Source organism: Nocardia sp. Marseille-Q1738, from assembly GCF_965283145.1.
Window position 1 is genome coordinate 527,712 of record NZ_CBDIMS010000003.1, and the last position, 26,066, is coordinate 553,777.

The 26,066-nt window shown below is 69.7% G+C and carries 21 protein-coding genes; 12 read left to right on the forward strand and 9 right to left on the reverse strand.

The features are described from left to right. The first annotated feature begins 120 nt into the window (after positions 1-120). Positions 121-1,881 carry a DEAD/DEAH box helicase gene (locus ACWPXK_RS15970; protein ID WP_454196890.1) on the forward strand — a complete coding sequence of 587 codons (1,761 nt, stop codon included), beginning with the start codon at positions 121-123 and terminating at the stop codon, positions 1,879-1,881. Continuing rightward, on the forward strand, positions 1,881-2,435 hold the full coding sequence (locus ACWPXK_RS15975) for a hypothetical protein (RefSeq protein WP_454196891.1): 555 nt from the start codon (positions 1,881-1,883) through the stop codon (positions 2,433-2,435). Before ACWPXK_RS15970 ends, ACWPXK_RS15975 begins: the two co-directional genes overlap by 1 nt. Before the next feature lie 123 nt (positions 2,436-2,558). Here ACWPXK_RS15975 and ACWPXK_RS15980 read toward each other — a convergent pair whose 3' ends face one another. Beyond that, the gene (locus tag ACWPXK_RS15980; RefSeq protein ID WP_454196892.1) at positions 2,559-3,299 is read right to left on the reverse strand and encodes an SDR family NAD(P)-dependent oxidoreductase; all 741 of its coding nucleotides are present in this window, start codon (positions 3,297-3,299) and stop codon (positions 2,559-2,561) included. A gap of 105 nt (positions 3,300-3,404) precedes the next feature. Between ACWPXK_RS15980 and ACWPXK_RS15985 the strand changes: the two genes are divergently transcribed. Beyond that, positions 3,405-4,004, forward strand: a complete 600-nt coding sequence (locus ACWPXK_RS15985) for a TetR/AcrR family transcriptional regulator (RefSeq protein ID WP_454196893.1) — start codon at positions 3,405-3,407, stop codon at positions 4,002-4,004. Positions 4,005-4,025: 21 nt separating this feature from the next. On the opposite strand, the gene ACWPXK_RS15990 is transcribed toward ACWPXK_RS15985, so the two are convergent. Continuing rightward, the gene (locus tag ACWPXK_RS15990) at positions 4,026-5,777 is read right to left on the reverse strand and encodes a DEAD/DEAH box helicase (protein ID WP_454197056.1); all 1,752 of its coding nucleotides are present in this window, start codon (positions 5,775-5,777) and stop codon (positions 4,026-4,028) included. 192 nt (positions 5,778-5,969) lie between these two features. Here ACWPXK_RS15990 and ACWPXK_RS15995 point away from each other — a divergent pair, with 192 nt between their 5' ends. Beyond that, positions 5,970-7,112, forward strand: a complete 1,143-nt coding sequence (locus tag ACWPXK_RS15995; protein WP_454196894.1) for a YihY/virulence factor BrkB family protein — start codon at positions 5,970-5,972, stop codon at positions 7,110-7,112. Positions 7,113-7,122: 10 nt separating this feature from the next. Here the strand turns inward: ACWPXK_RS15995 and ACWPXK_RS16000 are convergent, their stop codons facing one another. Further along, positions 7,123-7,368, reverse strand: a complete 246-nt coding sequence (locus tag ACWPXK_RS16000; RefSeq protein ID WP_454196895.1) for a DUF3039 domain-containing protein — start codon at positions 7,366-7,368, stop codon at positions 7,123-7,125. Between the two features lie 117 nt (positions 7,369-7,485). Between ACWPXK_RS16000 and ACWPXK_RS16005 the strand changes: the two genes are divergently transcribed. Next, a complete protein-coding gene (locus tag ACWPXK_RS16005; RefSeq protein ID WP_454196896.1) occupies positions 7,486-7,905 on the forward strand; it encodes a DUF3099 domain-containing protein in 420 nt (139 codons plus the stop codon). Positions 7,906-8,012: 107 nt separating this feature from the next. On the opposite strand, the gene ACWPXK_RS16010 is transcribed toward ACWPXK_RS16005, so the two are convergent. Then, positions 8,013-9,305 (reverse strand): MFS transporter, encoded by a 1,293-nt coding sequence (locus ACWPXK_RS16010; RefSeq protein ID WP_454196897.1) that lies wholly within the window; start codon positions 9,303-9,305, stop codon positions 8,013-8,015. A 188-nt stretch (positions 9,306-9,493) separates the two neighbouring features. Here ACWPXK_RS16010 and ACWPXK_RS16015 point away from each other — a divergent pair, with 188 nt between their 5' ends. The 3 genes from ACWPXK_RS16015 to ACWPXK_RS16025 all read left to right on the forward strand — a co-directional run bounded on the left by ACWPXK_RS16015 (position 9,494) and on the right by ACWPXK_RS16025 (position 13,367). Continuing rightward, positions 9,494-10,234, forward strand: a complete 741-nt coding sequence (locus ACWPXK_RS16015) for a VOC family protein (protein ID WP_454196898.1) — start codon at positions 9,494-9,496, stop codon at positions 10,232-10,234. A 451-nt stretch (positions 10,235-10,685) separates the two neighbouring features. Continuing rightward, on the forward strand, positions 10,686-12,203 hold the full coding sequence (locus ACWPXK_RS16020; RefSeq protein ID WP_454196899.1) for a DUF7782 domain-containing protein: 1,518 nt from the start codon (positions 10,686-10,688) through the stop codon (positions 12,201-12,203). Between the two features lie 195 nt (positions 12,204-12,398). Beyond that, complete coding sequence (locus ACWPXK_RS16025) at positions 12,399-13,367, forward strand: sigma-70 family RNA polymerase sigma factor (protein ID WP_364326165.1); 969 nt, start codon at positions 12,399-12,401, stop codon at positions 13,365-13,367. Between the two features lie 166 nt (positions 13,368-13,533). Here ACWPXK_RS16025 and ACWPXK_RS16030 read toward each other — a convergent pair whose 3' ends face one another. From ACWPXK_RS16030 to ACWPXK_RS16040, 3 genes are all read right to left on the reverse strand, one after another. Continuing rightward, complete coding sequence (locus ACWPXK_RS16030) at positions 13,534-13,836, reverse strand: DUF4333 domain-containing protein (RefSeq protein WP_454196900.1); 303 nt, start codon at positions 13,834-13,836, stop codon at positions 13,534-13,536. 161 nt (positions 13,837-13,997) lie between these two features. After that, positions 13,998-16,667 carry a bifunctional acetate--CoA ligase family protein/GNAT family N-acetyltransferase gene (locus ACWPXK_RS16035; RefSeq protein ID WP_454196901.1) on the reverse strand — a complete coding sequence of 890 codons (2,670 nt, stop codon included), beginning with the start codon at positions 16,665-16,667 and terminating at the stop codon, positions 13,998-14,000. Beyond that, complete coding sequence (locus ACWPXK_RS16040; RefSeq protein ID WP_454196902.1) at positions 16,660-17,931, reverse strand: acetoin utilization protein AcuC; 1,272 nt, start codon at positions 17,929-17,931, stop codon at positions 16,660-16,662. Before ACWPXK_RS16040 ends, ACWPXK_RS16035 begins: the two co-directional genes overlap by 8 nt. 209 nt (positions 17,932-18,140) lie before the next feature. Between ACWPXK_RS16040 and ACWPXK_RS16045 the strand changes: the two genes are divergently transcribed. Beyond that, the gene (locus ACWPXK_RS16045; protein WP_454196903.1) at positions 18,141-18,827 is read left to right on the forward strand and encodes an iron dependent repressor, metal binding and dimerization domain protein; all 687 of its coding nucleotides are present in this window, start codon (positions 18,141-18,143) and stop codon (positions 18,825-18,827) included. Between the two features lie 3 nt (positions 18,828-18,830). Beyond that, entirely contained in the window at positions 18,831-19,811 is a 981-nt protein-coding gene (gene galE / locus ACWPXK_RS16050) for a UDP-glucose 4-epimerase GalE (RefSeq protein ID WP_454196904.1), read from the forward strand. A 197-nt stretch (positions 19,812-20,008) separates the two neighbouring features. Here galE and ACWPXK_RS16055 read toward each other — a convergent pair whose 3' ends face one another. Continuing rightward, positions 20,009-21,085, reverse strand: coding sequence for a DUF4192 domain-containing protein (locus ACWPXK_RS16055; RefSeq protein WP_454196905.1), 1,077 nt, complete (start codon positions 21,083-21,085; stop codon positions 20,009-20,011). A gap of 476 nt (positions 21,086-21,561) precedes the next feature. Continuing rightward, positions 21,562-22,266, reverse strand: a complete 705-nt coding sequence (locus ACWPXK_RS16060) for a DUF5642 family protein (RefSeq protein ID WP_454196906.1) — start codon at positions 22,264-22,266, stop codon at positions 21,562-21,564. A 279-nt stretch (positions 22,267-22,545) separates the two neighbouring features. Here ACWPXK_RS16060 and ACWPXK_RS16065 point away from each other — a divergent pair, with 279 nt between their 5' ends. Next, a complete protein-coding gene (locus ACWPXK_RS16065) occupies positions 22,546-23,490 on the forward strand; it encodes a PAC2 family protein (RefSeq protein WP_454196907.1) in 945 nt (314 codons plus the stop codon). Positions 23,491-23,560: 70 nt separating this feature from the next. Next, on the forward strand, positions 23,561-26,059 hold the full coding sequence (locus ACWPXK_RS16070) for a DEAD/DEAH box helicase (RefSeq protein WP_454196908.1): 2,499 nt from the start codon (positions 23,561-23,563) through the stop codon (positions 26,057-26,059). Positions 26,060-26,066 lie beyond the last annotated feature (7 nt).

Genomic DNA, 26,066 nt, shown 5'->3' on the forward strand with positions numbered 1-26,066 from the left:
GCACTCCTCGGAACAAATCCAGTACGGTGTACGTTGTTCACGATACTCCGTACGGCTTACGTTGATTTGAAGGGGTGCGCTCTGTCCAGCACACACGCCACATATCTGCCGGATCGGCACATGTTCGCCCTGTGGACGTGGGCGGGACACGGTGCCGGACCGGCCCCGCGTGGCCACGGCGACCGCGAGACGCTCGCGCTGGTCCTCCCGGTCGGCGCCGACGGTGCGCTGGAGGTCACCGATGTCGACGCCGCGCTGGTCTCCCCGGAGGATTTCGCGGAACTGGCGGTCGAGCATCCAGGACATTCGATCCTGATCTGGCAGGACATCGTGCGCGCCACCCGCGCCGAGCCGTCGGCGGAAGCGCTCGACGACCCCGAGCTGCCGATAGCCGCACATGCCGTGCCGGATGCGTCCGGCACCTCCATCGTGTCGGCGCGGCGCGCCCTGCGGGCGCTGCGTGACACCGAGGCCGTGGCGGCGGACCTGCGTGCGACGCTGAAGGCGCGGCTGCGGCCCTACCAGGCACGCGGGGTCGGCTGGTTGCGCGAAACCGCGGACGCGCACGGCGGTGCGGTGCTCGCCGACGAAATGGGGCTCGGCAAGACCGTCCAGACCATCGGCTTCTTGCTCGACCGCGCCGAGGCGGGGCCACAGCTCGTGGTCTGTCCGACCTCACTGGTCGGCAACTGGGCGCACGAGATCAGCCGGTTCGCACCGGGGCTGCGCGTGGTCGCGTGGCGTGGCGGCGAGATCACGGCCGGCGCGGCGACGGTCGTCGTCACCGGTTATCCCACCTTGCGGCTGCATGGACGGCTGCTGACCGGACAGCGCTGGGCGACGGCAGTCTTCGACGAGGCGCAGGCGCTGAAGAATCCGCGCACCCAAGTCGCGAAGGCGGCGCGGGCGATCGACGCGGCCGCCACGATCGCGCTGACCGGCACGCCCGTGGAGAACCATCTGGACGAGCTATGGGCGTTGCTGAACCTGGTGGCGCCACGGTTGTTCGGGCACCGGACGCAGTTCCGGCGCCGATTCGTGCGGCCGATCCAGGACGGGTCGGCGACCGCGGCGGCGCGGTTGCGCGACACCATCGAACCGGTCGTGCTTGCGCGCAAGAAGAGTCAGGTCGCGGCGGCGCTGCCCGCGAAGATCCACAGCGACCTGCTCTGCGACCTCACCACCGAGCAGGAGCAGCTCTACGATCAGCTGCTCGCGCAGGCCGTCGACGACGGATTCGGCGCGGGCATCGAGCGCCACGGCCGCGTGCTCGCCGCGCTGACCTCGCTCAAGCAGGTGTGCAACCATCCCGGGCTGGTCACCGGCGAACTCGGCGAGCTGGCCGGTCGATCCGGAAAACTCGACCTGTGCACCGACATCCTGGCCACCAACCTCGACACCGCCAGCCCCACATTGGTTTTCACCCAGTACCGCCGGACCGGTGAACTGCTCGTGCGCCATGTCGCCGAACAGTTCGGGGTGACGGCGCCGTTCTTCCACGGCGGGCTGAACCAGGCCGAACGCGCCGCGATCGTGTCCCGGTTCCAGACCGAGGACGCGCCGCCGATACTGGTGCTGAGTCTGCGCGCCGCGGGCACCGGACTCACGCTGACCCGCGCCGCGGATGTCATCCACTTCGACCGCTGGTGGAACCCGGCCGTGGAGGCGCAAGCCTCCGACCGCGCCCACCGGATCGGCCAGACCCGCACCGTCACCGTCACCACACTCACCTCGGCCACGACCGTGGAGGAGCACATCGCGGGCATGCACGACCGCAAGGCCGCCCTGACCGACCTCGGCGACGCGACCGGCATCGCCGCGCTCGCCGCGCTCGGCGACGAACAGCTCATCGAGATCCTGCGCCGCAAAAGGGAGAACTGATGGCGGACAACGAATTCGGCTACACCGCATGGGGCATGGACTGGGTGCGCCTCGCCGAGCCGCTGCGCCAGACCCGACCGGATCCCCTGCTCCCGCGCGCCCGCAGCATCGCACGCAACAACGGCGTGCAGGTCACCGTCGAGGGACGGGTCGTGCGGGCCACCATCCATCGTGGCGGTCAGGCCTCACTGACCCACCTGGAAGTGGCGCCGCTGACCAGGGCCACGATCACGGCCATCGCCGCGATCGTGCCGGACCCGTCCGTGCTGACCGACGACATGCACCGCGCGATCGCAGCGGCGGGAATCCCGCTCGCACCGGTCCTGGCGGGCACCGACTGTTCCTGCGCGGCACGATCGGCGCGGTGCGTGCACGTACTCGCCGTCTACTACGAGATGGCCCGCAACGTCGATGAGAACCCCCGGCTCGCCCTGGAGATCCAGGGCTATTTCGCCGCGGCCCCGCGAGATCCGGACGTGTCGGCGCCACCAGCGCGATGGACGCCGCTCGGCGCGCTCGATCCGTCTCGGTTCTTCACGACAGCGCCGACCTGAGCGACCCGGCGCGTGGATCGGTCGCGCGCGCTCTCCGGCCGTCTGGCCCCGGAAACGAGCGCGTACGTCGCGGCGTTCCGGCGGGTGGTCGAGGTCTCGCCAGGGCGGTATTCCACCGGGTGATCAGGCGTTGGTGCCGCTGTCCACGGTGAGGAACGCGCCGGTGATGCTGCGGCCGGACGGACCGGCCAGGAAGGCCACCGTGGCGGCGACATCGTCGGCGGTGCCGAAGCGGCCCAGCGCGGTCAGCTCGCGCTGCTGTGCGGCGTGGTCGCCGCCCTCCGGGTTCATGTCGGTGTCGGTGGAGCCGGGTTGCACGAGATTCACCGTGATCGCGCGCGGGCCGAGTTCACGGGCCAGCGCCTTGGTGAATCCGTTGAGCGCGGACTTGCTCAGGTTGTAGAGCGTCAAGCCGTCGAAGGGCGCGTGCTCGGCGAGATTGGTGCCGATGCTGATGATCCGGCCGCCCTCGGTCATGTACGCGACCGCCGCCTGCGCGCCGACGAACGCCGCGCGGGCGTGCACGTGCAGCGCGTTGTCGATCTCCGCGACGGTGAACTCTTCGAATGGCTTGGCCGGGAAGATTCCGGCGTTGTTGACCAAGATGTCCAACCCACCGAGTTCGGACGCGGCCCGGTCGACGGCCGCGCGCACCGCGGTGGCGTCGGCGCTGTCGGCCTGGATCGCGATTGCCCGGCGCCCGAGCGCCTGGAGCTCGCCGGCCACCGCTTTCGCCTGCCCCTCGGCGTGCTGGTAGGTCAGCGCGACGTCCGCGCCCGCCGCGGCGAGGCGGCGCGCGATCGCCGCGCCGATTCCGCGGCTGCCGCCGGTCACCAGCGCCACCTTGCCCGTGAGGTCTGACATCTGCACTCCTCCAAATTCTGTGTCGATCAGTACATAAATACCCAAACGCATCGGCCACCCACTGTCAATAGGTATATTTAACGATCGACACAGAAAGGTTCCGCGATGGCCGAACGGGGACGACCGCGCGCCTTCGACCGCGCCGAGGCGTTGCGCCGTGCCATGGAGGTGTTCTGGGAGCACGGCTACGAGGGCTCGTCGATGAGCGATCTCACCGCCGCGATGGGCATCAACTCGCCGAGCCTGTACGCCGCCTTCGGCGGCAAGGAGTCACTGTTCCGCGAGGCCGTCGAACTCTACGGACGAACCGACGGCCGCTACACCGATCGTGCGCTGCGTGAAGAACCGACCGCGCGCGGCAGCGTCGAGGCGATGCTGCGGGACAACGCCGTCGCTTACACCGAGCAGAACAAGCCGCACGGCTGCATGGTCGTGCTCGCCGGTTCCACGTACACCACGCGCAACACGAACATCCGCGATTTCCTGATCGACAAACGCCGCGAGACCACCGAAGACATCCGTCGGCGCCTCGATCGCGGCGTGGCCGAGGGCGATCTGCCCGCGAGCACCGACACGGCGGCCCTGGCGGGTTTCTACACCACGGTCCTCTACGGCCTGTCCATCCAGGCGCGGGACGGTGCTTCGCTGGCGGAACTCACCGCGTCCATCGACTGCGCCATGGCCGCCTGGCCCGTCCCCACCTGACTCGGATCCCCCGCCGCACCGCTACTTACGGCGCAGGGCCGCGATGCGATCGCCGAGTTGTTCCGCGGTGGCCAGGGCGGTCGGCGGGCCGCCGCACTCGCGCCGCAGCTCGCCGTGGATCACGCCGTGCGGTTTACCGGTGCGATGGTGATGCATGGCCACCAGGCTGTTGAGCTCGCGGCGCAGTTCGCCGAGCCGGTCGGCGGTGGCGACCCGCTCCGCCGCGCTGGCCACCTGCGGACCCGGCTCCGGCTCGGTCACGGCCGCACCGCGCTCGGCGACCTGCTTCGCCTGCCGCTCGCGCAGCAGCGCGCGCATCTGCTCGGCGTCGAGCAACCCCGGGATGCCCAGGTAGTCCGCTTCCTCGTCGCTGCCGGCGAAGGTGGCGGTACCGAACGAGGAGCCGTCGTAGATCACCTGGTCGAGTTCGGCATCGGCGGCCAGTGCGACGAAGGACTTGTCCTTCTCGCCGGGCTCGTCCTGCTGTTTGTTGGCCTCGATCAGCAGGTCGTCGTCGAGTCCGTTCTGCTCCCGGTGCGGCTTGCCGATGACATGGTCGCGCTGCACCTCCAACTGAGCGGCCAGATCCAGCAGTACCGGCACCGACGGCAGGAACACGGTCGCGGTCTCGCCGGGCTTGCGCGCACGCACGAAGCGACCGATCGCCTGGGCGAAGTACAGCGGCGTCGCGGCGCTGGTCGCGTACACACCCACGGCCAGGCGCGGCACGTCCACGCCTTCCGACACCATGCGCACCGCGACCATCCACGGCTGGGTGCTGTTGCTGAACTCCGCGATCCGGTTCGAGGAGGACGGGTCGTCGGAGAGCACCAGGGCCGGCTTCTCGCCCGAGATGTGTTCCAGCAGTTCGGCGTAGTCGCGGGCGCGGTCCTGATCGGTGGCGATCACCAGCCCGCCCGCGTCGGGCATGCCGGAGGCACGCTTCTGACGCAGCCGGATGTCGGCGGCGCGCAGCACGGCCGACATCCAGTCACCCGCCGGGTCCAGCGCGGTACGCCAGGCCCGGGCGGTCTGCTCGGCGTTGAGGGGCTCGCCGAGGCGTGCGGAGTACTCCTCCCCCGCGCTGTCGCGCCAGTGCGCCTCGCCGGAATAGGCCAGGAAGACCACCGGCCGCACGACGCCGTCGGCGAGCGCCTCGGCGTAGCCGTAGGTGTGGTCGGCGCGGGACTTCGGGAAGCCGGACTCGTCGGGCTCGTAGATGACGAAGGGGATCTGACTGTCGTCACTGCGGAACGGCGTACCGGTGAGCGCGAGGCGGCGGGTGGCGTCGCCGAACGCCTCGGCCGTCGCCTCACCCCAGCTCTTCGCGTCGCCCGCGTGGTGGATCTCGTCGAGAACGACGAGGGTCCTGCGGTTTTCGGTGCGCACGCGGTGCCGGAACGGATGCGCGGCGACCTGCGCGTAGGTGACCACGACACCGTGGTAGTCCCCCGAGGTGCCTCCGGTCGAATTGGAGAACCGCGAGTCCAACGCGATCCCGGCGCGAGCCGCGGACTGCGCCCATTGGTGTTTGAGGTGTTCGGTGGGCGCGACGACGGTGATCTGGTCCACGGTCCGGTCGGCCAGCAGTTCCGCCGCGACGCGCAGCGCGAACGTGGTCTTTCCCGCCCCCGGGGTGGCCACCGCGAGGAAGTCCCGCGGTTTGGTCGCCAGATACTTCGTCAGCGCACGTCGCTGCCAGGCACGGAGGGACCCGCCTGCGGCGGTACTCGCTGTTTTCGAATCCCCCGGCGCGCCCGCTTCTCCCGCCACAGCGGTGCCACCCGACCCAGTCACGCAGACGACCCTAGCCGCCCGGCACGGCGTGTCGCCAAACCGACGCGAAAGGCGCGACGGGCATCACACGGCCACCAGCAAGGACGCTGGAAGTTCACCCGATGCGCACCGACACGTCGGGCCCGGACGCCGATGCGGATCCCGGAAGTGCGCGATGCTGTATGCACGATGACCGATCACCGCGCCCTCCCGGGCGATCCGCCACGGACCGACGCACCGTCGGCCCGCACCGTAACGGTGCGCACGCGGTCCTGGGCCGACCGGGCGGGCGCCGGAGCGGCACACGCGAGCAGGCAGACGGTCGCGCTGGTCGTACGGGTGGCGGAGAAGGCCTGGGGGAACTCGATCTTCGCCAAGTCGGCCGCGGCGGCGTTCTGGCAGACGCTCTCGCTGGCGCCCCTGTTGCTCGGCGTGCTCGGCAGCCTCGGTTACGTCGGCGGATTGTTCGGCCCGGACACCGTGCAGATCGTGGAATCCAAGATCATCGCGTTCAGCCAGGAGTTGTTCCCCGCGAGCGTGGTGTCGGACCTGATCGAGCCGACGGTGCGAGACGTCCTCGGACGGGGCCGCGGCGCGGTGGTATCGGTGGGTTTCGTGCTGTCGCTGTGGGCCGGGTCGTCGGCAATGGCGACGTTCGTCGACGCGATCGTCGAGGCCCATGACCAGCAGGACGCGCGGCACCCGGTGTGGCAGCGCATCTTCGCGCTGTTGCTGTACATGCTGTTCCTGGTGGCGGCGGTGCTCATTCTGCCCTTGGTGGCGCTGGGACCGGCGCTGATCGGGCGGGTGTTGCCCGCGGCGTGGCGGGCGACGGGACTTCAGCTGCTGGATTTCTTCTACTACCCGGGCGTCGGCCTGCTGCTGATCGTTGGGCTCACCACCCTGTACAAGCTGGCACTGCATGCCTCGCTGCCGTGGCATCGCCTCTTCTGTGGCGCCCTGGTGGCGGGGGTGTTCTTCATGGCGGCGAGTGAGCTGCTGCGCCGCTACCTGTCCTGGGTAACCAGAACCGGCGTCACCTACGGCGCGCTGGCTACGCCGATCGCGTTCCTGCTGTTCACGTTCTTCCTCGGCTTCGCAGTGATCCTCGGCGCGGAGTTCAACGCGGCGGTGCAGGAGTTCTGGCCTGCCCGCGCGACACGCATGGAGCAGGTGAAGGAGTGGATCGCCAACCAAGTACGCGGCGAAAGCGGCGCGAGTGAGGAGGCGCCGGCCGAAGACGACGCCGCGACCGACCCGGACGACACCGGACCCCGCCGGTCCCTGGCCGCGCTCGACCGGCGGGGAGTGTCGTCCTCGTCCACGGAGTAGGGCCCTGGCCTCAGTCGCCCTTGCGTAGGCCCTCGTAGACCTTCTTGCACTCCGGGCACACCGGAGAGCCGGGCTTGGCCGAGCGGGTCACCGGGAAGACCTCGCCGCACAGCGCGACCACGTGGGTGCCAAGCACGGCGCTCTCGGCGATCTTGTCCTTCTTCACGTAGTGGAAGAACTTCGGGGTGTCGTCGCCCGTCGTCTCGTCGGTCGTCGTGTCCGGGCGAACCATGGTGTCGGTGCTCACGCATTCCATGATGCCGCATCGCCGGATCAGTTGCCGACCACGGCGGCGCATGCCGCTCCGAGATAGTGAGCAGCCATCCGGAGCCCGGTCTGTGCGTGGACGGGCCACTAGTGGAAGACTCAGGGTATGCAGCGCAACGGCGACTCCTCCTCCGCCGACGGCCGCGACCGCGGAGAACATCCCGAGGTGACGGTGCCGCCGCAGGCCGGCCGTTCCTCGGGGTATTTCCCGGGCAGTGACGGCAAACACCCAGCGCTGATCACCGAGGCGGCGCCTTCGCTGGAGGATCAGCACCGCGCCAGGGTGCGCCGGTACACGATCATCATGGCGTTCCGCATCCCCTGCCTGGTCCTCGCGGCGATCGCCTACAGCACGTTCGGCAATCCGCTGCTGTCCATCTTGATCATCGTGGCGTCCATTCCACTGCCCTGGATCGCGGTGCTGATCGCCAACGACCGCCCACCTCGCCGCAAGGACGAGCCGAGCCGGTGGGATGGTCGCCGCACCGCCATCGAGTCCCGCCCGCACAACGCCATCGACGGCTGAGTCCGCGGCGTTCGGCCGGCTGGTCGCCGGAACTCCCACCTGACGAGCCGCACCGGCCGTCCACCACGTCCTGTCGTGGTGGACGGATACCGGGCAGAAGGCCGACGTCAGGACGGTTGCGGGGCGCGGCGCACCATCGCCGACATCACCGCTGCCGTGCCACATAGCGCGCCCGCGAGATACCAGGCCAAGTCGTAGCTGCCCTGGAGGTCACGGATGACGCCCGCGCCGGTGGCCGCCACCGCCGAGCCGATCTGGTGGGAGGCGAACACCCAGCCGAACGCGACAGGGGCGTCGGCGCCGAACAGCTCGCGGCACAGCACGACCGTCGGCGGCACCGTGGCCACCCAGTCCAAGCCGTAGAAGACGATGAACACCCACAGGCTCGGCTGCGTGTCCGGCCCCAGCAGCGCGGGCAGGATCAGCAGCGACAGACCGCGCAGCGTGTAGTAACCGATCAGCAGGTAGCGCGGGTCGAGCCGGTCGGTCAGCCAGCCGGACGCGATGGTGCCCGCCACGTCGAAGATGCCGACGACCGCCAGCAGGCTCGCTGCGGTGGTCGGCGGCATGCCGTGATCGTGCGCCGCGCTGACGAAATGCGTCCCGACCAGCCCGTTGGTCGACGCGCCGCAGACCGCGAATCCTCCTGCGAGCAACCAGAATCCGGGCCTGCGGGCGATCGCGCCGAGCACGGTCAGCGCACGCGAGGCGCCACCGGCCGCGGGCACGCGCATCCCGGCGCGGCTGTCCGGCTCGGCCCCGTAGGCCCGCACGCCGACGTCGCTGGGATAGTCGCGGATGAACAGCAAGACCAGCGGCACCACGGCCAGCGCGGCGCCCGCGACGATCAGCGAGGGCAGCCGCCAGCCATGCGCGTGCGCCAGCGCCGACACCAGCGGCAGGAAGATCAACTGCCCGGTCGCGCCCGCGGCGGTGAGCACGCCGGTGACCAGGCCGCGCTGGCGCACGAACCACCGGCCGGTGATGGTCGCCACGAACGGCATCGACATCGAGCCCACCCCGACACCGACCAGCAGGCCCCAGGTCAGGATCAGATGCCAGGGCTGGGTCATGAAGACCGTCAGCCCGCTGCCCGCCGCGACCAGCACCAGCGCGCAGGCCACTACCTTGCGGATGCCGAAGCGATCCATCAGCGCCGCCGCGAACGGCGAGATCAGGCCGTACAGCAGAAGGTTCAGCGAGACGGCCGTGCCGATGGTGCCGTGCGACCAGCCGAACTCCTCGTGCAGCGGGTCGAGCAACACGCCGGGCACCGACCGGAAGGCGGCGGCGCCCAGCAGTGCGATGAAGCCGACACCCGCCACCAGCCATGCCGGGTGCAGGCGGGTGCGGGGCGAGGAGTCGACGGGAACCGGGGTCGGCGTCTGCAGTTCGGTCACGCGCTGAGCCTGCCCGAAGCTTGCGTCCGCAACGAGTGGCTGGAATGCCACATCGCATCAAATTCGTGCCATTCGGCGAACGCCAGTATGTGCTCGACAACATGCGCGCCTGTCCCTAATGTCGCATCGAAGCCGTCGCCACGACGATCCGCACTTCGGTACGTTGCGCCGAACAGACAGGAGTGAACATGATTCGGTGGATCTGGGTCTTCCTGGACCGCCCGACGCAGCGCTTCGACGACTGCGCGAAGTTCTGGTCCACGGTCACCGGCACCCAGCTCTCTGCTCGACGCGGCACCAACGACGAGTTCCTCACCCTGCTGCCCGACCCGGCGCTGTTCGCCGCCGCGAGCGTCAAGATGCAGGCGGTGACCGGTCTCGGCGGCGTCCATCTCGACCTCGACGTCGATGACATCCCCTCCGCCGTCCGCACCGCGCTCGATCTGGGCGCCGAACTGGTCGCCAACCACCCCGACTACGCCGTGCTGCGCTCCCCCGGCGGCCAGACGTTCTGCCTGACCCCGAGCGGGCGCGCCATGAGCACGCCCGCACCGGCCGTGCGGGCACCCGACGGCACGCTGTCGCGCCTGGACCAGGTGTGCCTCGATATCGGCCCCGCCGATTACGAGATCGAGACCCGCTTCTGGACGTTGTTGACCGGCTGGACATTCCAGCCCGGACGGCGTCCGGAGTTCGCCCGTCTGCGGGCGGAGGAGCAGTTGCTCGCGCAGCTGCTGTTGCAGCGTCTCGGCGAGAACCGTCCGACCAGTGCACACGTGGACCTGGCCGCGGAGGACATCGAGGCCACCGCGGCATGGCACGAATCGCTCGGCGCGACGGTGGTGCGGCGGCATGAGCACTGGATCGTCCTGAGCGATCCCGGCGACGCGCTCTACTGTGTCACCGCGCGCGACCCGAACGGCGTCTGAATCACGCTCCGGCACAATTCTTCCCGCCCGCGAGTCGATCTCTCTTTGTCCACGAAACCGCCGACACGCACGGAAGACGCGCATCCATCGCACGTGATTTGCCTTGCGGCCCGTGATTTCTCCGTCGGCCGCGCGACCGTCGGCGCACTCGGATGAATCACCGCGGCGACCGACACATCATCGGAGACAGCCCACTTGGGCGGGAACGGCGCACTTGCCGCCAACGGCGTCGGAGGCGGTTCGTCCGCCGACGGATGCGGCGTGACCTGGGTTCTCCGGATTACCGGGCTGGTAGCCGATCGTCGAGACGGTGCGGCGCGGTCGACCGTGTCGGCTGGGCGCTGTCGATTGCGGGGTCGGCGCGGCGGCGACCGGCTCGGGCGAGGCGCGAGGTGTCGTGACACGCGACCATCTGGTCCAGGCCGGATGGTCGCGGTGGCAGAGTACCGATGTGCCTACGAACCGATCGACCAGCACCGGATCGCTGCTCACCGCGCTGTGCCCGGACCTGCGGACCGCCCTGACCAGGGTCGGCTACGACGCCGACACCTTGCTCGAGGTGCTCGGCGACGCGCACGCCGCACTGGGTCGCTCGGAGCCGGTGCCGGTGCGCAGGGCGGCGCGCGAGGCGGGCGAACTGGGCACGCTCATCCGCCTGCTGCTGCTCGGCGACGCGCTGCCGGAGCGGGAGGTCGCCGCCGCACTCGCGCCGGTGGACCTGGACCGTGCGGTGGCCGCGGGCCTGCTCGATCGCGACGGCGACGTCGTGCGCGCGGCGCTGGACCTCCGCCCGCTGGACGCGGGCGCGGGCACCCGATGGATTCTGTCCGATCTCGACGACTCGATGCGCCGCCGCACGCTGACCGAAGACCACGTGCTCGGCGTCGGTCACGCCTCTCTCTCACTCCTGCGCGCCACTCCGACACGGCCGGTCGGCACGGTGCTCGACCTCGGCACCGGTTGCGGAGTGCAGGCGATACACGCCACCTCCTACGCCCGGCAGGTCACGGCTACCGATGTCAACGCCCGCGCGCTATGGCTGGCAGAAGCCACTGCGGCGCTCAACGACCTGGACATCGAATTGGTCGAAGGCTCCTGGTTCGAGCCGGTCCGAGGGAGGCGCTTCGACCAGATCGTGGCCAATCCACCGTTCGTGGTCGGCCCCGCCCGCGTCGAGCACACCTATCGGGACTCCGGCCTCGCGCTCGACGGAGCAAGTGAACTGGTGATCTCCCGGGCGGCCGACCTGCTCGCACCCGGCGGCACCGCCGCGATGCTGGCCGCGTGGGTCCATGTCGACGGCGAGGACTGGCGCGACCGAGTCTCCTCGTGGTTGCCCGCCCATGGTGTCGACGCCTGGGTGGTGCAGCGCGACGTCGCCGATCCCGCCCTCTATGTCGGCACCTGGCTGCGCGACGCGGGCCTCGACCCGCGCGATCCGGCGGCGCAGGCCCGTGCGGAGAGCTGGCTGGACGCCTTCGCCTCCGCCGATGTCGATGGCATCGGTTTCGGTTTCGTCTACCTGCGCGCCATCGACGGTCCGGCCGAGCTGCTCGCCGAGGACCTCACGCACGGCTTCGACGACCCGCTCGGCGAGGAGGCCATCCGGTATTTCGAGCGCTCGGCCTGGCTGCGCGCCGTCGCCGAAGATGAGAACCTCGCCTGGTCGGCACGTTTCGCGGTGGACTCCGCGACCGCGTTGGAGCGTGTGTACCTGCCCGGCGCCGATGGCTGGGCGCCGGAGGTGGCGCGGCTGCACCGGGGCGACGGCCCACGGTGGCAGCACGAAGTGGACGAGACCACGATCTCGCTGCTGGCGGGAATGCGAGCCGACGGCCTGCCGTTGTACCAGCTGGTCGAACTACTGGCGGTCGCTCACGGCTCCGAGGAGGTGACCGCCGAGTTCGCGGCCGACGCGTTGTCCGTGGTCACCGGACTGGTACGTCACGGATTGGTACGTCCCGTATAACCGTACGGCAACTACGCGTCGACCGGCGCCGGTCCCGGCCAGGGGATCGCTCCGCGACGCGGTGCTTCTCAGGAACTTCTCAGACGAGAGAGCAGAAAACCGCAGCTCAGAGCGGTTTATGTCTGCCGTAACGGGGAACTTTCTCCGTGTCGGGTCCGTTGATCGGAGTGAGACACCACCGACAGGAGGCAAGTCATGACAAGCCCCGCCACCACTCGTGTGCGCACCAGCGATTCGGACCTCGACGCCCAGAGCCCCGCCGCCGACCTGGTACGTGTGTACCTGAACGGGATCGGCCGTACCGCGCTGCTCACGGCTGCCGACGAGGTCGAGCTGGCCAAGCGCATCGAGGCGGGCCTCTACGCGCAGCATCTGCTGGAAACCGGTAAGCGGTTGTCGGCCGGCCGGAAGCGGGATCTAGCCCTCGTCGTGCGCGAAGGTCAGGCCGCCCGGTCGCATCTGCTCGAAGCCAACCTGCGCCTCGTTGTCTCGCTCGCCAAGCGCTACACCGGCCGTGGAATGCCGCTGCTGGACCTGATCCAGGAAGGCAACCTCGGACTGATCCGGGCCATGGAGAAGTTCGACTACACCAAGGGCTTCAAGTTCTCTACCTACGCCACCTGGTGGATCCGGCAGGCCATCACCCGCGGCATGGCCGACCAGAGCCGCACCATTCGCCTGCCCGTCCACTTGGTCGAGCAGGTGAACAAGCTGGCCAGGATCAAGCGCGAACTGCACCAGCAGCTCGGCCGGGAGGCCACCGACCAGGAACTGGCCGTCGAATCGGGCATCCCGGTGGACAAGATCTCCGATCTGCTCGACCACAGCCGCGACCCGGTGAGCCTGGACATGCCGGTCGGCAACGACGAAGAGGCCCCGCTGGGCGATTTCATCGAGGACTCCGAGGCCACCTCGGCCGAGTCCGCGGTCATCGCCGGTCTGCTGCACCATGACGTGCGCAGTGTGCTCGCCACCCTGGACGAGCGCGAACAGCAGGTCATCCGGCTGCGTTTCGGCCTGGACGACGGCCAGCCGCGGACCCTGGACCAGATCGGCAAGCTCTTCGGCCTCTCCCGCGAGCGAGTGCGCCAGATCGAGCGCGAAGTCATGGCGAAGCTGCGCAAGGGCGAGCGGGCCGACCGGCTGCGCGCCTACGCCAGCTGATCCTCGCCGGCGCCGGTAGCTCGCGGACAGCTGCGGCGTCCGGCTCGGTGACCCCCACGGAGGTCACCTTCCCGCGCCGACCGGTGACCGCGCGTGCCCGCCCCCTCCGGGCGTCGCGCGAGCCGGTCGGCGGTGTCGTATTCCCCCTCTCGGCTTGTTGCCGTGCTCAGCTCTGGTCCACCGCGATGTCGTAGTTGACGGTGTCGCCCTCCACCGAGGTCACGGTCAAGGTCACGCCCAGGTTGTCGGCGCCGGCGGTCAAGGTGCAGCGCATGGTCGTCCCGGTCTTGCCGGTGAGATCGCCGGGACAATCGATCGCGTCGGGCTCCTGGCCGACTTTCTGCGTGAGCGAGTCCTTGACCGACTTCTCCAAGTCCGCCTCCGCCACCTTCGCGGTGCCGATGCCGACCGAACACGCGGTGAGCGCCGCCGCGACCAGCGACAGCAGGGCAAGGATTCGTATCTTCATGGCGAGCAGGCCTTTCTTTCGGACGAATCCGGCATCCACAGATCGCGGCAACAGCGATCGTCCGTTATCCAGCCCCGCGACATGGCCTGTGCGAGCCGACGACTCAGGCGCGCCATCGCCTTTGCCGCCGGTCCGGTTTCGTTCGGTCGACTCGATCGACGTCAGCCCAGCCGACGCGGACCGGTGTCGAAACGGCTCGGTTCCGGGCCGATGCGGCCACGCGCGTACAGGATCTCCGCTGAGCTCGGTGAAGCCAGTACCGGATCGAAGGACAGTTCCCGCATTTCCGGTAGGTCGTCGAAGAGGGCTGAAATGCGCTGGGCGAGTTCGGCGAGGGCGGCTTTGTCGACGCGTGGGCTGGCGGGAGTACCCGACAGCAGCGGGGCGGCGCGCGGCGCGTCGATCAATGCGGTGGCCTCGTCGGCGGTCAGCGGAAGCGCCCGGTAGGCGCGGTCGCCGAGGAGTTCGATGATCAGGCCGGACAAGCCGAACTCGATCACCGACCCGAAGGACGGATCGTCCTGCACGCGCAGGATGCAGCCGACGCCCTTGGTGGCCATCTTCTGGATGTGCAGCAGTGGATCACCGCACAGTTCGGCCAGATCGGTGTACGCCTGCCGCACCGCCTCCGGCCGCCACAGGTCGAGCCGGACGCCGGTGAGATCCGGCCTGCGCCGCCACAATTCGCCGGTCGCCTTGGCGGCCACCGGGTAGCCGAGTTCCTCCGCGGCGGCGACCGCCTCGTCGGCGTTGCGCACCTCGCGAAACTCCACGACCGAAATGCCATAGCAGGCAAGCAGTTCCACGGTCTCCAGATCGGTGAGCCAGCGACCGCCCGATCCGGCCATCCAGTCCGCCACCAGCTGGCGGGCGCGGTCGCTGTCGATGCCTCGTGGCCGCACCACAGCGGAGACCGGCCTGGTGCGCCATTCGGCATAACGCCGGACCCGGGCCAGTGCCCGTGCGGCGCGCTCGGGATCGGGATACGACGGAATCGACCCGTGCACCGCGGTGGCGCCCGCGCCGCGTACCGCGAGCAGGTTCGGAATCCCTTGCTCGGCGACGAACGTGGTGAGGATCGGCTTGTCGGCCTCGGGCACGGCGGCCGCCGCCGCGCGGATCGCGTCCGCGAATCCAGTGGTCGGCAGTGGCACCGGCGGTGCGAAAACAACGATGACGGCATCGATCTCGTCCGACCGCAAGACCGCGACCAGCGCGTCCAGATACGCGCCCGGCGTCGCCTGCGGGCCCAGATTCACCGGCTCGCCGACCTGGAGGCCCTCGCCTTTGGCCGCGTCGACGGCCAGCCAGTTCAGCGCCGTGCTGTTGCCGACCACCGCCAGCCGCTCGCCGCGCGGCAGCGGTTGATAGCCGAGCAGGGCGGCGCAGTCGAAGAGCTCGGAAATCGAGTCGACCTGGACGATGCCCGCCTGCGCGAACAGATCCCGCACGATCGAACGGTCCATGTCACCGGCCTGCTGGGCGACCGAGCGGCCACTGCTCACCGCCACGATCGGTTTGCTTCTGGCCACCCGGCGCGCGATCCGGGAGAACTTGCGCGGATTACCGAAGCTCTCCAGATAGAGCAGCACCACGTCGGTGTCCGGGTCGCTGTCCCAGTACTGCAGCAGGTCGTTGCCGGAGACGTCGGCACGGTTACCCGCCGATACGAACGTCGAGAGGCCGAGATTGCGCGCCGCGGCCTCGCCGAGGATGGCCGCGCCCAATGGCCCGGATTGACAGAAGAATCCGATCCGCCCACGGCCGGGCAGGACCGGGGCCAGTGTCGCGTTCATGGCCACACCGGGGTCGGTGTTCGCGATGCCGAGCGCGCTCGGTCCGACCACACGCATGCCGTGGCCGCGGGCGGCGGCGACCAACTCGCGTTCGGCAGCCACACCGTCCTGGCCGGTTTCGCTGAACCCGGCGGTCAGCACCACGAGTCCCTTCACGCCCTTGGCCATGCAGTCGTCCAGTACCGACCCGATCGCGGCGGGCGGCACCGCGACGACGGCGAGATCGACCTCGTCGGGGATCTCCCTGACCGTCGCGTACGCGCGTACTCCCCGCACCGCCTTCCGGTTGGGGTTCACCGGGAACACCGGTCCCTGAAACACACCGGACAGCAGGTTCGTCAGCACCACTCCGCCGACCCGCCCCGCCGCGGGGGTTGCGCCGATGACCGCGACCGATCGCGGGGCGAGCAAATTGCCCACGCTGCGCGCCTCGGAGGCACGTTCGCGCGAATCGCGGACCGACAGCAGCGCTTCGGTGGGGTCGATCGCGAACTCCAGATGCAGCACCGACCCATCCCTGCTGCGCTCGACCTGATAGCCCGCCTCCCGGAAGACCGTCACCATCACGGTGTTCTCCGCCAGCACCTCGGCGACGAAGGTTTCGATCTTGTTCTCGGCGGCCGCGCCGGCCAGGTGCTCCAGCAGAATCGAGCCGAGCCCGCGCCCCTGATGCCCGTCCGCCACCACGAACGCGACCTCCGCCGCCCGCGGGCCGACCCGGTCCAGCAACTCGTAGCGTCCCACCGCCACGATCGCCTCGCCCAGTTCCAGCACCAACCCGACCCGGTCGTGGTAGTCGACATGCGTGGTCCGGTACATGTCCTTGGGCGAGATCCGCGGATAGGGACCGAAATACCGCAGATACCTGGTGCGATCGGACAGCGCGGCGTGGAACTCCTGCAGGCGATCGGCGTCGTCGGGCGTGATCGGACGCAGCCGCACGACGCCGCCGTCGGAGGCCAGCACGTCGGCGAACCAGTGCTGCGGCGGCGGAGGCGGGATGGCGGGGGCGCCGGTGTCGGGGAAGTCAGTCACGAGGGTCCTCCGGATCGAGGCCCAGCAACCCGAAAGTCGCTCGGCGGGTGGCCAGCACGGCCATGTCGACGGCGCGTTGGGCGCGGTCGAGCCGCACGTCCCCAGTCTCCCCGGTCCCGCCGGGGCCATCCCACGGACGGTAAGCAACGTCACCGCCATCGCCCATGGTGTGCGGCGGCTCGGTCCGCGGCGCCGCGGTGCGGATTCCGTCGATCCAGTTCTGCGGTATCGGTGTCGCGGGGTCGATGGTGCGATCCAACGCGGTGGCCAGCAGGTGCGTCCAGGCTCGCGGCACCACCCGGACCAGGCCGTATCCGCCGCCGCCGACGGCGAGCCAGCGTCCTTCGGCGTACTGGTCGGCGAGGTCGCGCATAGCGCGGAACGCCGCACGCTGACCGTCGACGGTGAGTTCCAAGTCGGCCAGAGGGTCTTCCCGGTGCGTGTCCACCCCGCACTGGCTGACCACGATCTGTGGCCGGAACGCCGCCACGGCGCCGGGGACCACCGCATGGAATCCGCGCAGCCACTGCGCATCCCGAGTGCCCGGCAACAGCGCCAGGTTGATCGACGTGCCCTCCGCCGCGCCCGCGCCGGTCTCCTCCGGCCAACCGGTGTTGGGCCACAGGGTCGCCGGGTGCTGGTGCAGCGAAATGGTCAGCACCCGAGGATCGCCGTAGAAGGCCCGTTGCACACCGTCACCGTGGTGGACGTCCACATCTATGTAGGCGATACGGTCGAAACCGTGGTCCAGAAGCCAGGAGATGGCCACCGCGGGGTCGTTGTAGACGCAGAACCCGGCAGCCGAATCGGCCATCGCGTGATGCATGCCACCGCCGATGCTCACCGCGCGCTTGGTGCGCCCCTCCGCGATCTCCCTGGCCGCGGCCAAGGTGCCGCCGACGATCGTGGACGCCGCCTGGTGCATGCGCGGAAACACCGGATTGTCCGGCGAACCCAAGCCATAGGGCGGTGCGGTGGGCGAACCGATCGGCGGCACGGCGCGTTCGACGGCGTCGAGATAGTCAGGCGTGTGAATGCGCAGCAGGTCCTGGCGTTCCGCGCCGGCGGGTTCGAGCAGTTCGACGCCCTCGAGCAATCCGAGACTTTCCGCCAGCGCCATGGTGAACTTCAGGCGCGCCGGTTTCATCGGATGCTCCGGGGTCCAGGCGTAATCCAGAAACCGATCGGTCCAGACGACGGTTCCCGGCCGGCTCGTCCCGGACGACGCCGGCGCCGGAGGTTCGCCGCGGGGTGCAGTGGCCATGCTCGCAACGCTAGCGGGAAGCAAGGGAGCCCGCGAAACGTTCCTATGCAGTACAAATACAAGCAAGTGCGGTCACGGCTGCCTGCCGTGCGCCGACCGGGTTGCCGCGGCGCCGCCGGAGACGTCGGGCGCGGCGCGGAGCGACACGATCCGGCACACGGCGGTGTCGGCGTGCGTGGGTAGAATTCGTGCCGACGAAGGGGTAACAGGTGAAGGATCTGGTCGACACCACGGAGATGTATCTCCGTACCATCTACGACCTCGAGGAGGAGGGCGTGGTGCCCCTGCGCGCCCGGATCGCCGAGCGCCTCGAGCAGAGTGGCCCGACGGTGAGCCAGACCGTGGCGCGGATGGAGCGTGACGGTCTGCTGCTGGTCGCCGGAGACCGTCATCTGGAACTGACCGAGAAGGGGCGCAGCATGGCGGTGGCGGTGATGCGCAAGCACCGGCTGGCCGAGCGGCTGCTCGTCGACATCATCGGGCTCGACTGGCAGAACGTGCACGCGGAGGCCTGTCGCTGGGAGCACGTGATGAGCGAGGACGTCGAACGACGCCTGGTCGAGGTCCTCAACCACCCCACCACCTCCCCGTACGGCAACCCCATCCCGGGTCTGGACGAACTGGGCGTCGTACCGCCCGCCGCCGCCGACGAGAAACTGGTGCGGCTGTCGGATCTGCCGCACGGGCAGGTGCACGCCGTGGTCGTGCGCAGGCTCGCGGAGCACATCCAGACCGATCCGGAGGTTATCGGCCGCCTGCGCGAAGCGGGTGTCGTGCCGGACGCGCGCGTCACGGTCGAGAACAAGCCGGGCTCGGTCGTCATCACCGTGCCGGGGCATGACGGTTTCGAGCTGTCGGACGAGATGGCGCACGCCGTCCAGGTGAAGCTGGTCTGACGCATGAAACTTCTGGTCACGGGTGGCGCGGGCTACGTCGGTGGTGTCTGCGCGCAGGTTCTGCTCGAAGCCGGGCACGAGGTCGTCGTGGTCGACGACCTGTCCACCGGCAACGCCGACGGTGTTCCCTCCGGCGCCCGATTCGTCGAGGGCGACGTGGCGGTGGCCGCGCCCGCGCTGCTGGCCGCCGAAACCTTCGACGGCGTCTTGCATTTCGCGGCGCAGTCGCTGGTCGGCGAGTCGGTGCAGCAGCCGGAGAAATACTGGCACGGCAACGTGGTGAAGACGTTCGAACTGCTGGAGGCGATGCGGCGCGCGGGCACGCCCCGGCTGGTCTTCTCCTCGACCGCGGCCGTCTACGGGGAACCGGAGCAGGTGCCGATCACGGAAGACGCGCCGGCCCGCCCGACCAATCCGTACGGCGCCTCGAAGCTGGCCATCGACCATGCCATCACCTCCTATGCGATCGCGCACGGGCTTGCGGCGACCAGCCTTCGGTACTTCAACGTCGCGGGCGCCTACGGTGGTCTGGGCGAGAACCGCGTGGTGGAGACCCATCTCATCCCGCTGGTGCTGCAGGTGGCGGCCGGGCATCGCAAGGCGATCTCGGTCTTCGGCACCGACTGGCCCACTCCGGACGGCACGGCGGTCCGCGACTACATCCACATCCGCGACCTCGCCCAGGCCCATCTGCTGGCCCTGGCGACGGCGGAGGCGGGCACTCACCGGATCTACAACCTCGGCAGTGGTTCCGGATTCTCCGTGCGTGAAGTGATCTCGGCGTGCGAACGGGTCACCGGTCTGCCGATCACCGCACAGGACGCGCCGCGCCGTCCCGGCGACCCGGCGACGCTGATCGCCTCCAGTGAGCGCGCCATCGCGGAACTCGGCTGGCGACCCGAACACAACGACCTCGACGAGATCGTGACCGACGCCTGGGCTTTCCTCCAGTCGCTCGGTTCCCGCGCGCACAGCGCACAGTAGTCGGTTCCGCGCCGCCCGAGCCGGCCATGCCTCGGCTCGGGCGGGCACGAACTCAGAAGCCCGACCCAGCCGACGGCTCGGCCAGGGCAACGGTCCTCCGGGCGCAGCGCGGATTGCGGAATTCTCAGTGCGGTAAACCGGGACCTCGCTCTGGGAATGACGCTCGGCCAATTCGACATCCAACCCGAACACCCCGTTCATGACGTCGGTGTGCCCAGGTCGACACCGAGCCCCGCGGCGGTCTGGTAGCCGCTGCGGGCGAGTCGCCGCAACTGTTCCGGACGCATGCCCAGGCGCAGTGAGGTATCGAGCAGCACCGCCATCGGATGGCCCGGATCCGCCTCCAGCGCGGCCTCCAGGGCGATGCCCGCGAGCGGGCCGTCACCGCGAACATAAGCGCTGTAGCCGAGCAGCGCCGCGGCCTCGGCGCGATCCGGACCGGACAGGGCGCGGGTCAGCGCGCCCCACAGCGCCTCAGCAGCGGCGGCATGGTCGCCGACGGCCAAGGCGAACATCGTGTCCCGAACCGCCCGATCCCGCAGGGCGGCGGCAAGTTTTGCCAGTTCGGGTGCCATCAGCGCCGTGCCGGACGCGACGTTGGCGATCTGCCACAGCATGTAGTCGAGGGCCTGCCTGCTGTATTCGTTCGGGTCACCGCGGCGCGCGGCCAGCGCATATCGCTCCCGGGCGAGGGTGAGCGCGCTCTCCAAGTGCGCCGCCACTTCCGCGCACGACAGCGGATCCACCGCGACCAGGTCGGTGAGTTCGGAGCGGGAGCCGCGGATGGGCCTGCCGTCCAGCACATGGGTGAGCGCGACCATCGAGGCGGCCGGATCCCGGAGCACACCACGCCGGTCCGGCCCGGTCAATGTCCACCAGCGCTGCCCGGCGGCGATCTCGCATGTCGCCCACACCCCGGCGAGCGCGATGTCGGCGAATGCCAATCGTCTGCCCAGCGCGCCCACCAGCACATCGAATCGTCCTGCGGCGCAGCGCTTCCGGTCGGCATGAGGGTCCGGTTCTTCGGCGCGATCGTCGACCAGGACCGCCAGTACCTCCGCCGCCTCGGGTCCGCAGATCCGCGTGACGGCGGCGGCCAGCGGCCCGGAGCGCACCCGCCGTCCACCGGGCGAGTCCAAGTCGAACCGAACCACCGCGTCGACCACCGCGGCGTCCGCGGCTCCACGCCGCAGGACGAGCACCACCACCGACCGCTCCGGAGTGAACCCCAGCATCGCGGGTACGGCCGCGATCAGCTCGCCCGGATCATCCACGGACACAGCGTGCTGGGTCGTATCCCGGCCGAAGGGGGGAGGCTCCTCGCAACACCGGGCTTTTCGAGCCGGGTCGGCATGGGTACGCCGCTTCGCCGCCGCGCTCGCTTCGGCTTCCGATGTCTTCGAAACCGACTCTCGCGCAACGGCACCTACATCGTCGGGTCGCCGGGTACCGGAGGAAGCAGGGCAGGCCAACGCGCGTCGGCTACGCATGCCAGGGCGTCGCGCGCTGTCCCGGCCCGAGGGCGCGGCGTCGACAGGTTCAGGGGCGGGATGGGGTGTCGCGGAAGTGGTCATGCGCCGAGTCTCCAGGTCCGCGCTCTGGCGTATTGGAAGCCGACCTCGCGTTTCGGCGGGTCTGGGGAATTCACTTCGCACTGTGCATGAATCGCCCACGCGGCCGTAGCGACCGCGATCGATGTCGGTGGCGGCTGCTACGGTGTCGCCGGGGCCGGTCCTGGATCAGCCGCGGCCTACCCCTCTCGCACCTTTCGCACGGCTGTCGAGAACAGTGCGTCCAGCGCCGCCGTATCCGGTTCTCCGTGGTCGAAAGACATATAAGTCACCGAGATTCGGACATCCCCGATCTGGGCCACGAGCGTACGCATGGACTGGGTCAGCCCGGCACCGCCCGCCTCCGGCCGCACGGTTCTGCGCAGCGCGACGGTGTCGTCGGCGTCGGCGGCTGGTGGCGCGTCCAGCTCGGTCAGCACGGTGGTCGTGGCGCCCGCGCGGGTCACCCGCACCGATCCGCACTGCGTCAACCGGGCACGCAACGAGGCCAACGCCTCGTCGGTGCGCGCCAATTCGACGGTCAGCGTGGCGCGTGTTGCCTCGTCGGTGCCCACCGCCATCGCCGTCCGATCGGGTCCGAAGTCCTGGCGGGGCGGCACGCACCGGCTGGGCTGCACGCCGGCACCGCGTCCCATGCCGTCCAGATCGCCCGCCGCCTGGGCCACGGCTTCCTGCGGCAGCACCACCGCAGGGTAGCGGGCGGGAAACTGCGCCGGATCCGGCAGCAGCGTCGGCAGTTCCGCGCTCACCTGGCGGGTCACCGTGGTCGGTGCCGACGAGAGCGGGCGGCCCGGCACCGTAGACCCGCACCCGGCCAGCAGCACGGCACAGACGACCGGCACCGTCCAGCTCGGCCGCCTGCGCGTCGAATCCACCACCGTCACACGCTCACTGTGCCAAACTCCCGGAGCCCAGCCGGAGATGCCACGCCGCCGGGCCGGGAATGTGCGGGCCACCGATGCTGTTGCCTCGGAGTATGGGTCGGTGTCCGGCCATGCGCGATGATCGTCATCGGCATGGGGGACAATGGACGGTGGTCCCCGTCTCGGACGACTGCTCGTCGCGCGACTACCACCACCGGTGGCGAACGATCGGGCAGGCAACCACACTGGCGCGTGAGGTGCGCGTCCGGGCCGCAGGAACCGCGCAGGAAGGAGTACGCGATGGACTACGAGTCGCGAATGTACGAACTGGAGTTCCCCGCTCCGCAGCTGTCGTCCGCCGACGGCTCGGGCCCGGTCCTGGTGCACGGACTGGAAGGCTTCACCGACGCCGGACACGCGGTACGGCTGGCCACCACGCACCTGCGCGAGAGCCTCGAAAGCGAACTGGTCGCCTCGTTCGACGTGGACGAGCTGCTGGACTACCGGTCGCGGCGCCCGCTGATGACGTTCAAGACCGATCATTTCTCCGAGTACGCCGAGCCGGAGCTCAACCTCTGGGCGCTGCGCGACACCGCGGGCACCCCGTTCCTGTTGCTCGCGGGACTGGAGCCGGACCTACGCTGGGAGAAGTTCACCACCGCGGTGCGCCTGCTCGCCGAACAACTCGGCGTGCGCCGCAGCATCGGGTTGAGCGCGATTCCGATGGCCATTCCGCACACCCGCCCGCTCGGGGTGACCGCGCATTCCTCCGATCGCGACCTGATCTCCGAGCATCAGCGGTGGCCGGGCGAACTCCAGGTGCCCGGCAGCGCGTCGTCCCTGCTGGAATTCCGCATGGCCCAGCACGGTCACGAGTCGGTCGGCTTCTCGGTGCACGTCCCGCATTACCTGGCGCAGACCGCCTACCCGGAGGCCGCGCAGACCCTTCTGGAGAACGTCGCCGACAACGCGGGCCTGGAATTTCCGCTGGCCGCGCTCGGCGAGGCCGCCGCGCGCGTGCGTGAACAGGTCAACGAGCACATCGCGGGCAATGTCGAGGTGGAGACCGTGGTGCACGCCCTGGAGCGGCAGTACGACAGCTTCGTCACCGCGCAGGAGCGGCAGTCGAGCCTGCTGGCCGGTGACGGCGAGCTACCCAGCGGTGACGAGCTGGGCGCGGAGTTCGAACGATTCCTCGCCGAACAGGGTGGCTACAACGGCGACGACAAGGGCGAGCGGGACTGACTCCGGGCGCGGTCGGAGCACCGATCGCCCCTGCACGCCCCGCCGGTAGCGAGGCCGTAGGGTGGTCGGAGTGGATTTGACCGAACTGCTCGACATCCCGGGGACCGACGCCGACGCACTCTACGAGTCGTTCGGGATGTGGGCCGCCGAGCAGGGCACTCCGCTGTATCCGGCGCAGGACGAAGCGCTGCTGGCGCTGGCCTCGGGATCCAACGTCATCCTCGCCACCCCCACCGGATCGGGAAAGTCGCTGGTCGCGGTCGGCGCACACTTGTTCGCGCTCACCCAGGGCCTGCGCACCTATTACACCGCTCCGATCAAAGCACTGGTGAGCGAGAAATTCTTCGCCCTCTGCGAGGTGTTCGGCGCCGATCGCGTCGGCATGGTCACCGGCGACGCCGCGGTGAACCCGGACGCGCCGATCATCTGCGCCACCGCGGAAATCCTGGCCAATCTGGCGCTGCGCGAGGGCGCGGACGCCGGCGTCGGCCAGGTCGTGATGGACGAATTCCATTTCTACGCCGATCCCGACCGGGGCTGGGCCTGGCAGGTCCCGCTGCTGGAACTGCCCCGCGCCCAGTTCCTGCTCATGTCGGCCACGCTCGGCGACGTCGACTTCTTCGCCCGCGACCTGGAGCGCAGGACCGGCCGCTCCACCGCGATCGTCGCGGGCAGCGAACGCCCGGTACCGCTGAGCTTTTCCTACGCTCGCACCCCCATCACCGAGACCCTGGAAGAACTGGTCACCACCCATCAGGCGCCGGTGTACGTGGTGCACTTCACCCAGGCCGCCGCGCTGGAGCGTGCGCAGGCGCTGACCAGCGTGAACTTCGCCACCCGCGCGGAGAAGGACGCGATCGCCGAGGCGCTGGGCGAGTTCCGGTTCGCGGCGGGCTTCGGCAAGACCCTGTCCCGGCTGATCCGGCACGGCATCGGCGTCCATCACGCGGGCATGCTGCCGAAATACCGCCGTTTGGTGGAGCGGCTCGCCCAGGACGGCCTGCTCAAGGTGGTGTGCGGCACCGACACCCTCGGCGTGGGCATCAACGTGCCCATCCGCACGGTGCTGCTCACCGGTCTGACCAAATTCGACGGCGTGCGCACCCGGCGCTTGAAAGCCCGGGAGTTCCACCAGATCGCCGGCCGCGCGGGCCGGGCGGGCTACGACACCATGGGCACGGTCGTGGTGCAGGCGCCCGAGCACGAGGTGGAGAACACCCGGCTGCTGGCCAAGGCGGGCGACGACCCGAAGAAGCAGCGCAAGGTGCAGCGGCGCAAGCCGCCGGAAGGCTTCGTCTCCTGGAGCGAGGACACCTTCGACCGCTTGGTCACGGCCCAGCCGGAGCCGATGGTGTCGCGCTTCACCGTCACCAACGCCATGCTCCTGAACGTGATCGCCCGGCCGGGCAACTGTTTCGACGCCATGCGCCACCTGCTCGAGGACAATCACGAACCGCGACCCGCCCAGCGCAGGCACATCCTGCGCGCGATCCGGCTCTACCGCGCGCTGCGCGACGCCGGGGTGGTCCAGCAGCTGCCGGAACCGGACGCGCAGGGCCGCCGCGCCCGCCTGACCGTCGACCTGCAACGCGACTTCGCCCTCGACCAGCCGCTCTCACCGTTCGCGCTGGCCGCGCTGGATCTACTGGACAAAGACTCCCCGAGCTATACCCTCGACGTAGTGTCGCTCATCGAATCCACGTTGGAGGATCCGCGCCAGCTGCTGATGGCCCAGCAGCACAAGGCGCGCGGGGAGGCGATCGCCGAGATGAAGGCCGACGGCATCGACTACGACGAGCGGATGGAGCTGCTCGAAGAGGTCACCTGGCCCAAGCCGCTGGCCGAGCTGATCGAACCGGCCTACGAGACCTACCGGGCCGGGCATCCGTGGGTGTCGGAGTTCGCGCCCGCGCCGAAGTCGGTGGTGCGCGACATGATCGAGCGCGCCATGACCTTCGCCGAGCTGATCTCCTTCTACGAGCTGGCCCGCTCCGAGGGCGTGGTGCTGCGCTACCTCGCCGACGCCTACCGGGCGCTGCGGCGCACGGTGCCGGAGTCCGCGCGCACCGAGGAACTCGACGACATCACCGAGTGGCTCGGTGAGCTTGTGCGCCAAGTGGATTCGAGTCTTCTGGACGAATGGGAGCAGCTGACCAATCCCGGCGCGGAGACCGACGCCGACCAGGTCGCCTTCGGCGCGGAGACGGTGCGTCCGATCTCCGCGAACGAGCGAGCATTCCGGGTCCTGGTCCGCAACGCGATGTTCCGCCGCGTCGAACTGGCCGCGCTCCGGCGTTGGCACGACCTGGCCGAACTGAGCCCTGGCCTGGACTGGGCGGAGGCACTGGCCGACTATTTCGCGGAGTACGAGCGGATCGGCACCGGGCCCGACGCCAGGGGCCCGCAGCTGTTCCAGGTGGAGCGAAGACCGGGATTCTGGCGGGTGCGGCAGGTGCTCGACGACCCGGCGGGCGACCATGGCTGGTCGATCGACGCGGTGGTCGATCTCGCCGAGTCCGACGCCGCGGGCGAGGTCGTCTTCGACGACGTCTCGGTGTCCGCCGGCTGAGCCCGCA

Bases quoted from the DNA above. Each gene is read 5' to 3' on its own strand.
- ACWPXK_RS16005 (WP_454196896.1), top strand. From the start codon at position 7,486: ATGCAGCGCAACGGCGACTCCTCCTCCGCCGACGGCCGCGACCGCGGA.
- ACWPXK_RS15985 (WP_454196893.1), top strand. From the start codon at position 3,405: ATGGCCGAACGGGGACGACCGCGCGCCTTCGACCGCGCCGAGGCGTTG.
- ACWPXK_RS16065 (WP_454196907.1), top strand. From the start codon at position 22,546: ATGGACTACGAGTCGCGAATGTACGAACTGGAGTTCCCCGCTCCGCAG.
- ACWPXK_RS15995 (WP_454196894.1), top strand. From the start codon at position 5,970: ATGACCGATCACCGCGCCCTCCCGGGCGATCCGCCACGGACCGACGCA.
- ACWPXK_RS15975 (WP_454196891.1), top strand. From the start codon at position 1,881: ATGGCGGACAACGAATTCGGCTACACCGCATGGGGCATGGACTGGGTG.
- ACWPXK_RS16015 (WP_454196898.1), top strand. From the start codon at position 9,494: ATGATTCGGTGGATCTGGGTCTTCCTGGACCGCCCGACGCAGCGCTTC.
- ACWPXK_RS16040 (WP_454196902.1), bottom strand. From the start codon at position 17,931: ATGGCCACTGCACCCCGCGGCGAACCTCCGGCGCCGGCGTCGTCCGGG.
- galE (WP_454196904.1), top strand. From the start codon at position 18,831: ATGAAACTTCTGGTCACGGGTGGCGCGGGCTACGTCGGTGGTGTCTGC.
- ACWPXK_RS16000 (WP_454196895.1), bottom strand. From the start codon at position 7,368: ATGGAATGCGTGAGCACCGACACCATGGTTCGCCCGGACACGACGACC.
- ACWPXK_RS16025 (WP_364326165.1), top strand. From the start codon at position 12,399: ATGACAAGCCCCGCCACCACTCGTGTGCGCACCAGCGATTCGGACCTC.
- ACWPXK_RS15980 (WP_454196892.1), bottom strand. From the start codon at position 3,299: ATGTCAGACCTCACGGGCAAGGTGGCGCTGGTGACCGGCGGCAGCCGC.
- ACWPXK_RS16030 (WP_454196900.1), bottom strand. From the start codon at position 13,836: ATGAAGATACGAATCCTTGCCCTGCTGTCGCTGGTCGCGGCGGCGCTC.
- ACWPXK_RS15970 (WP_454196890.1), top strand. From the start codon at position 121: ATGTTCGCCCTGTGGACGTGGGCGGGACACGGTGCCGGACCGGCCCCG.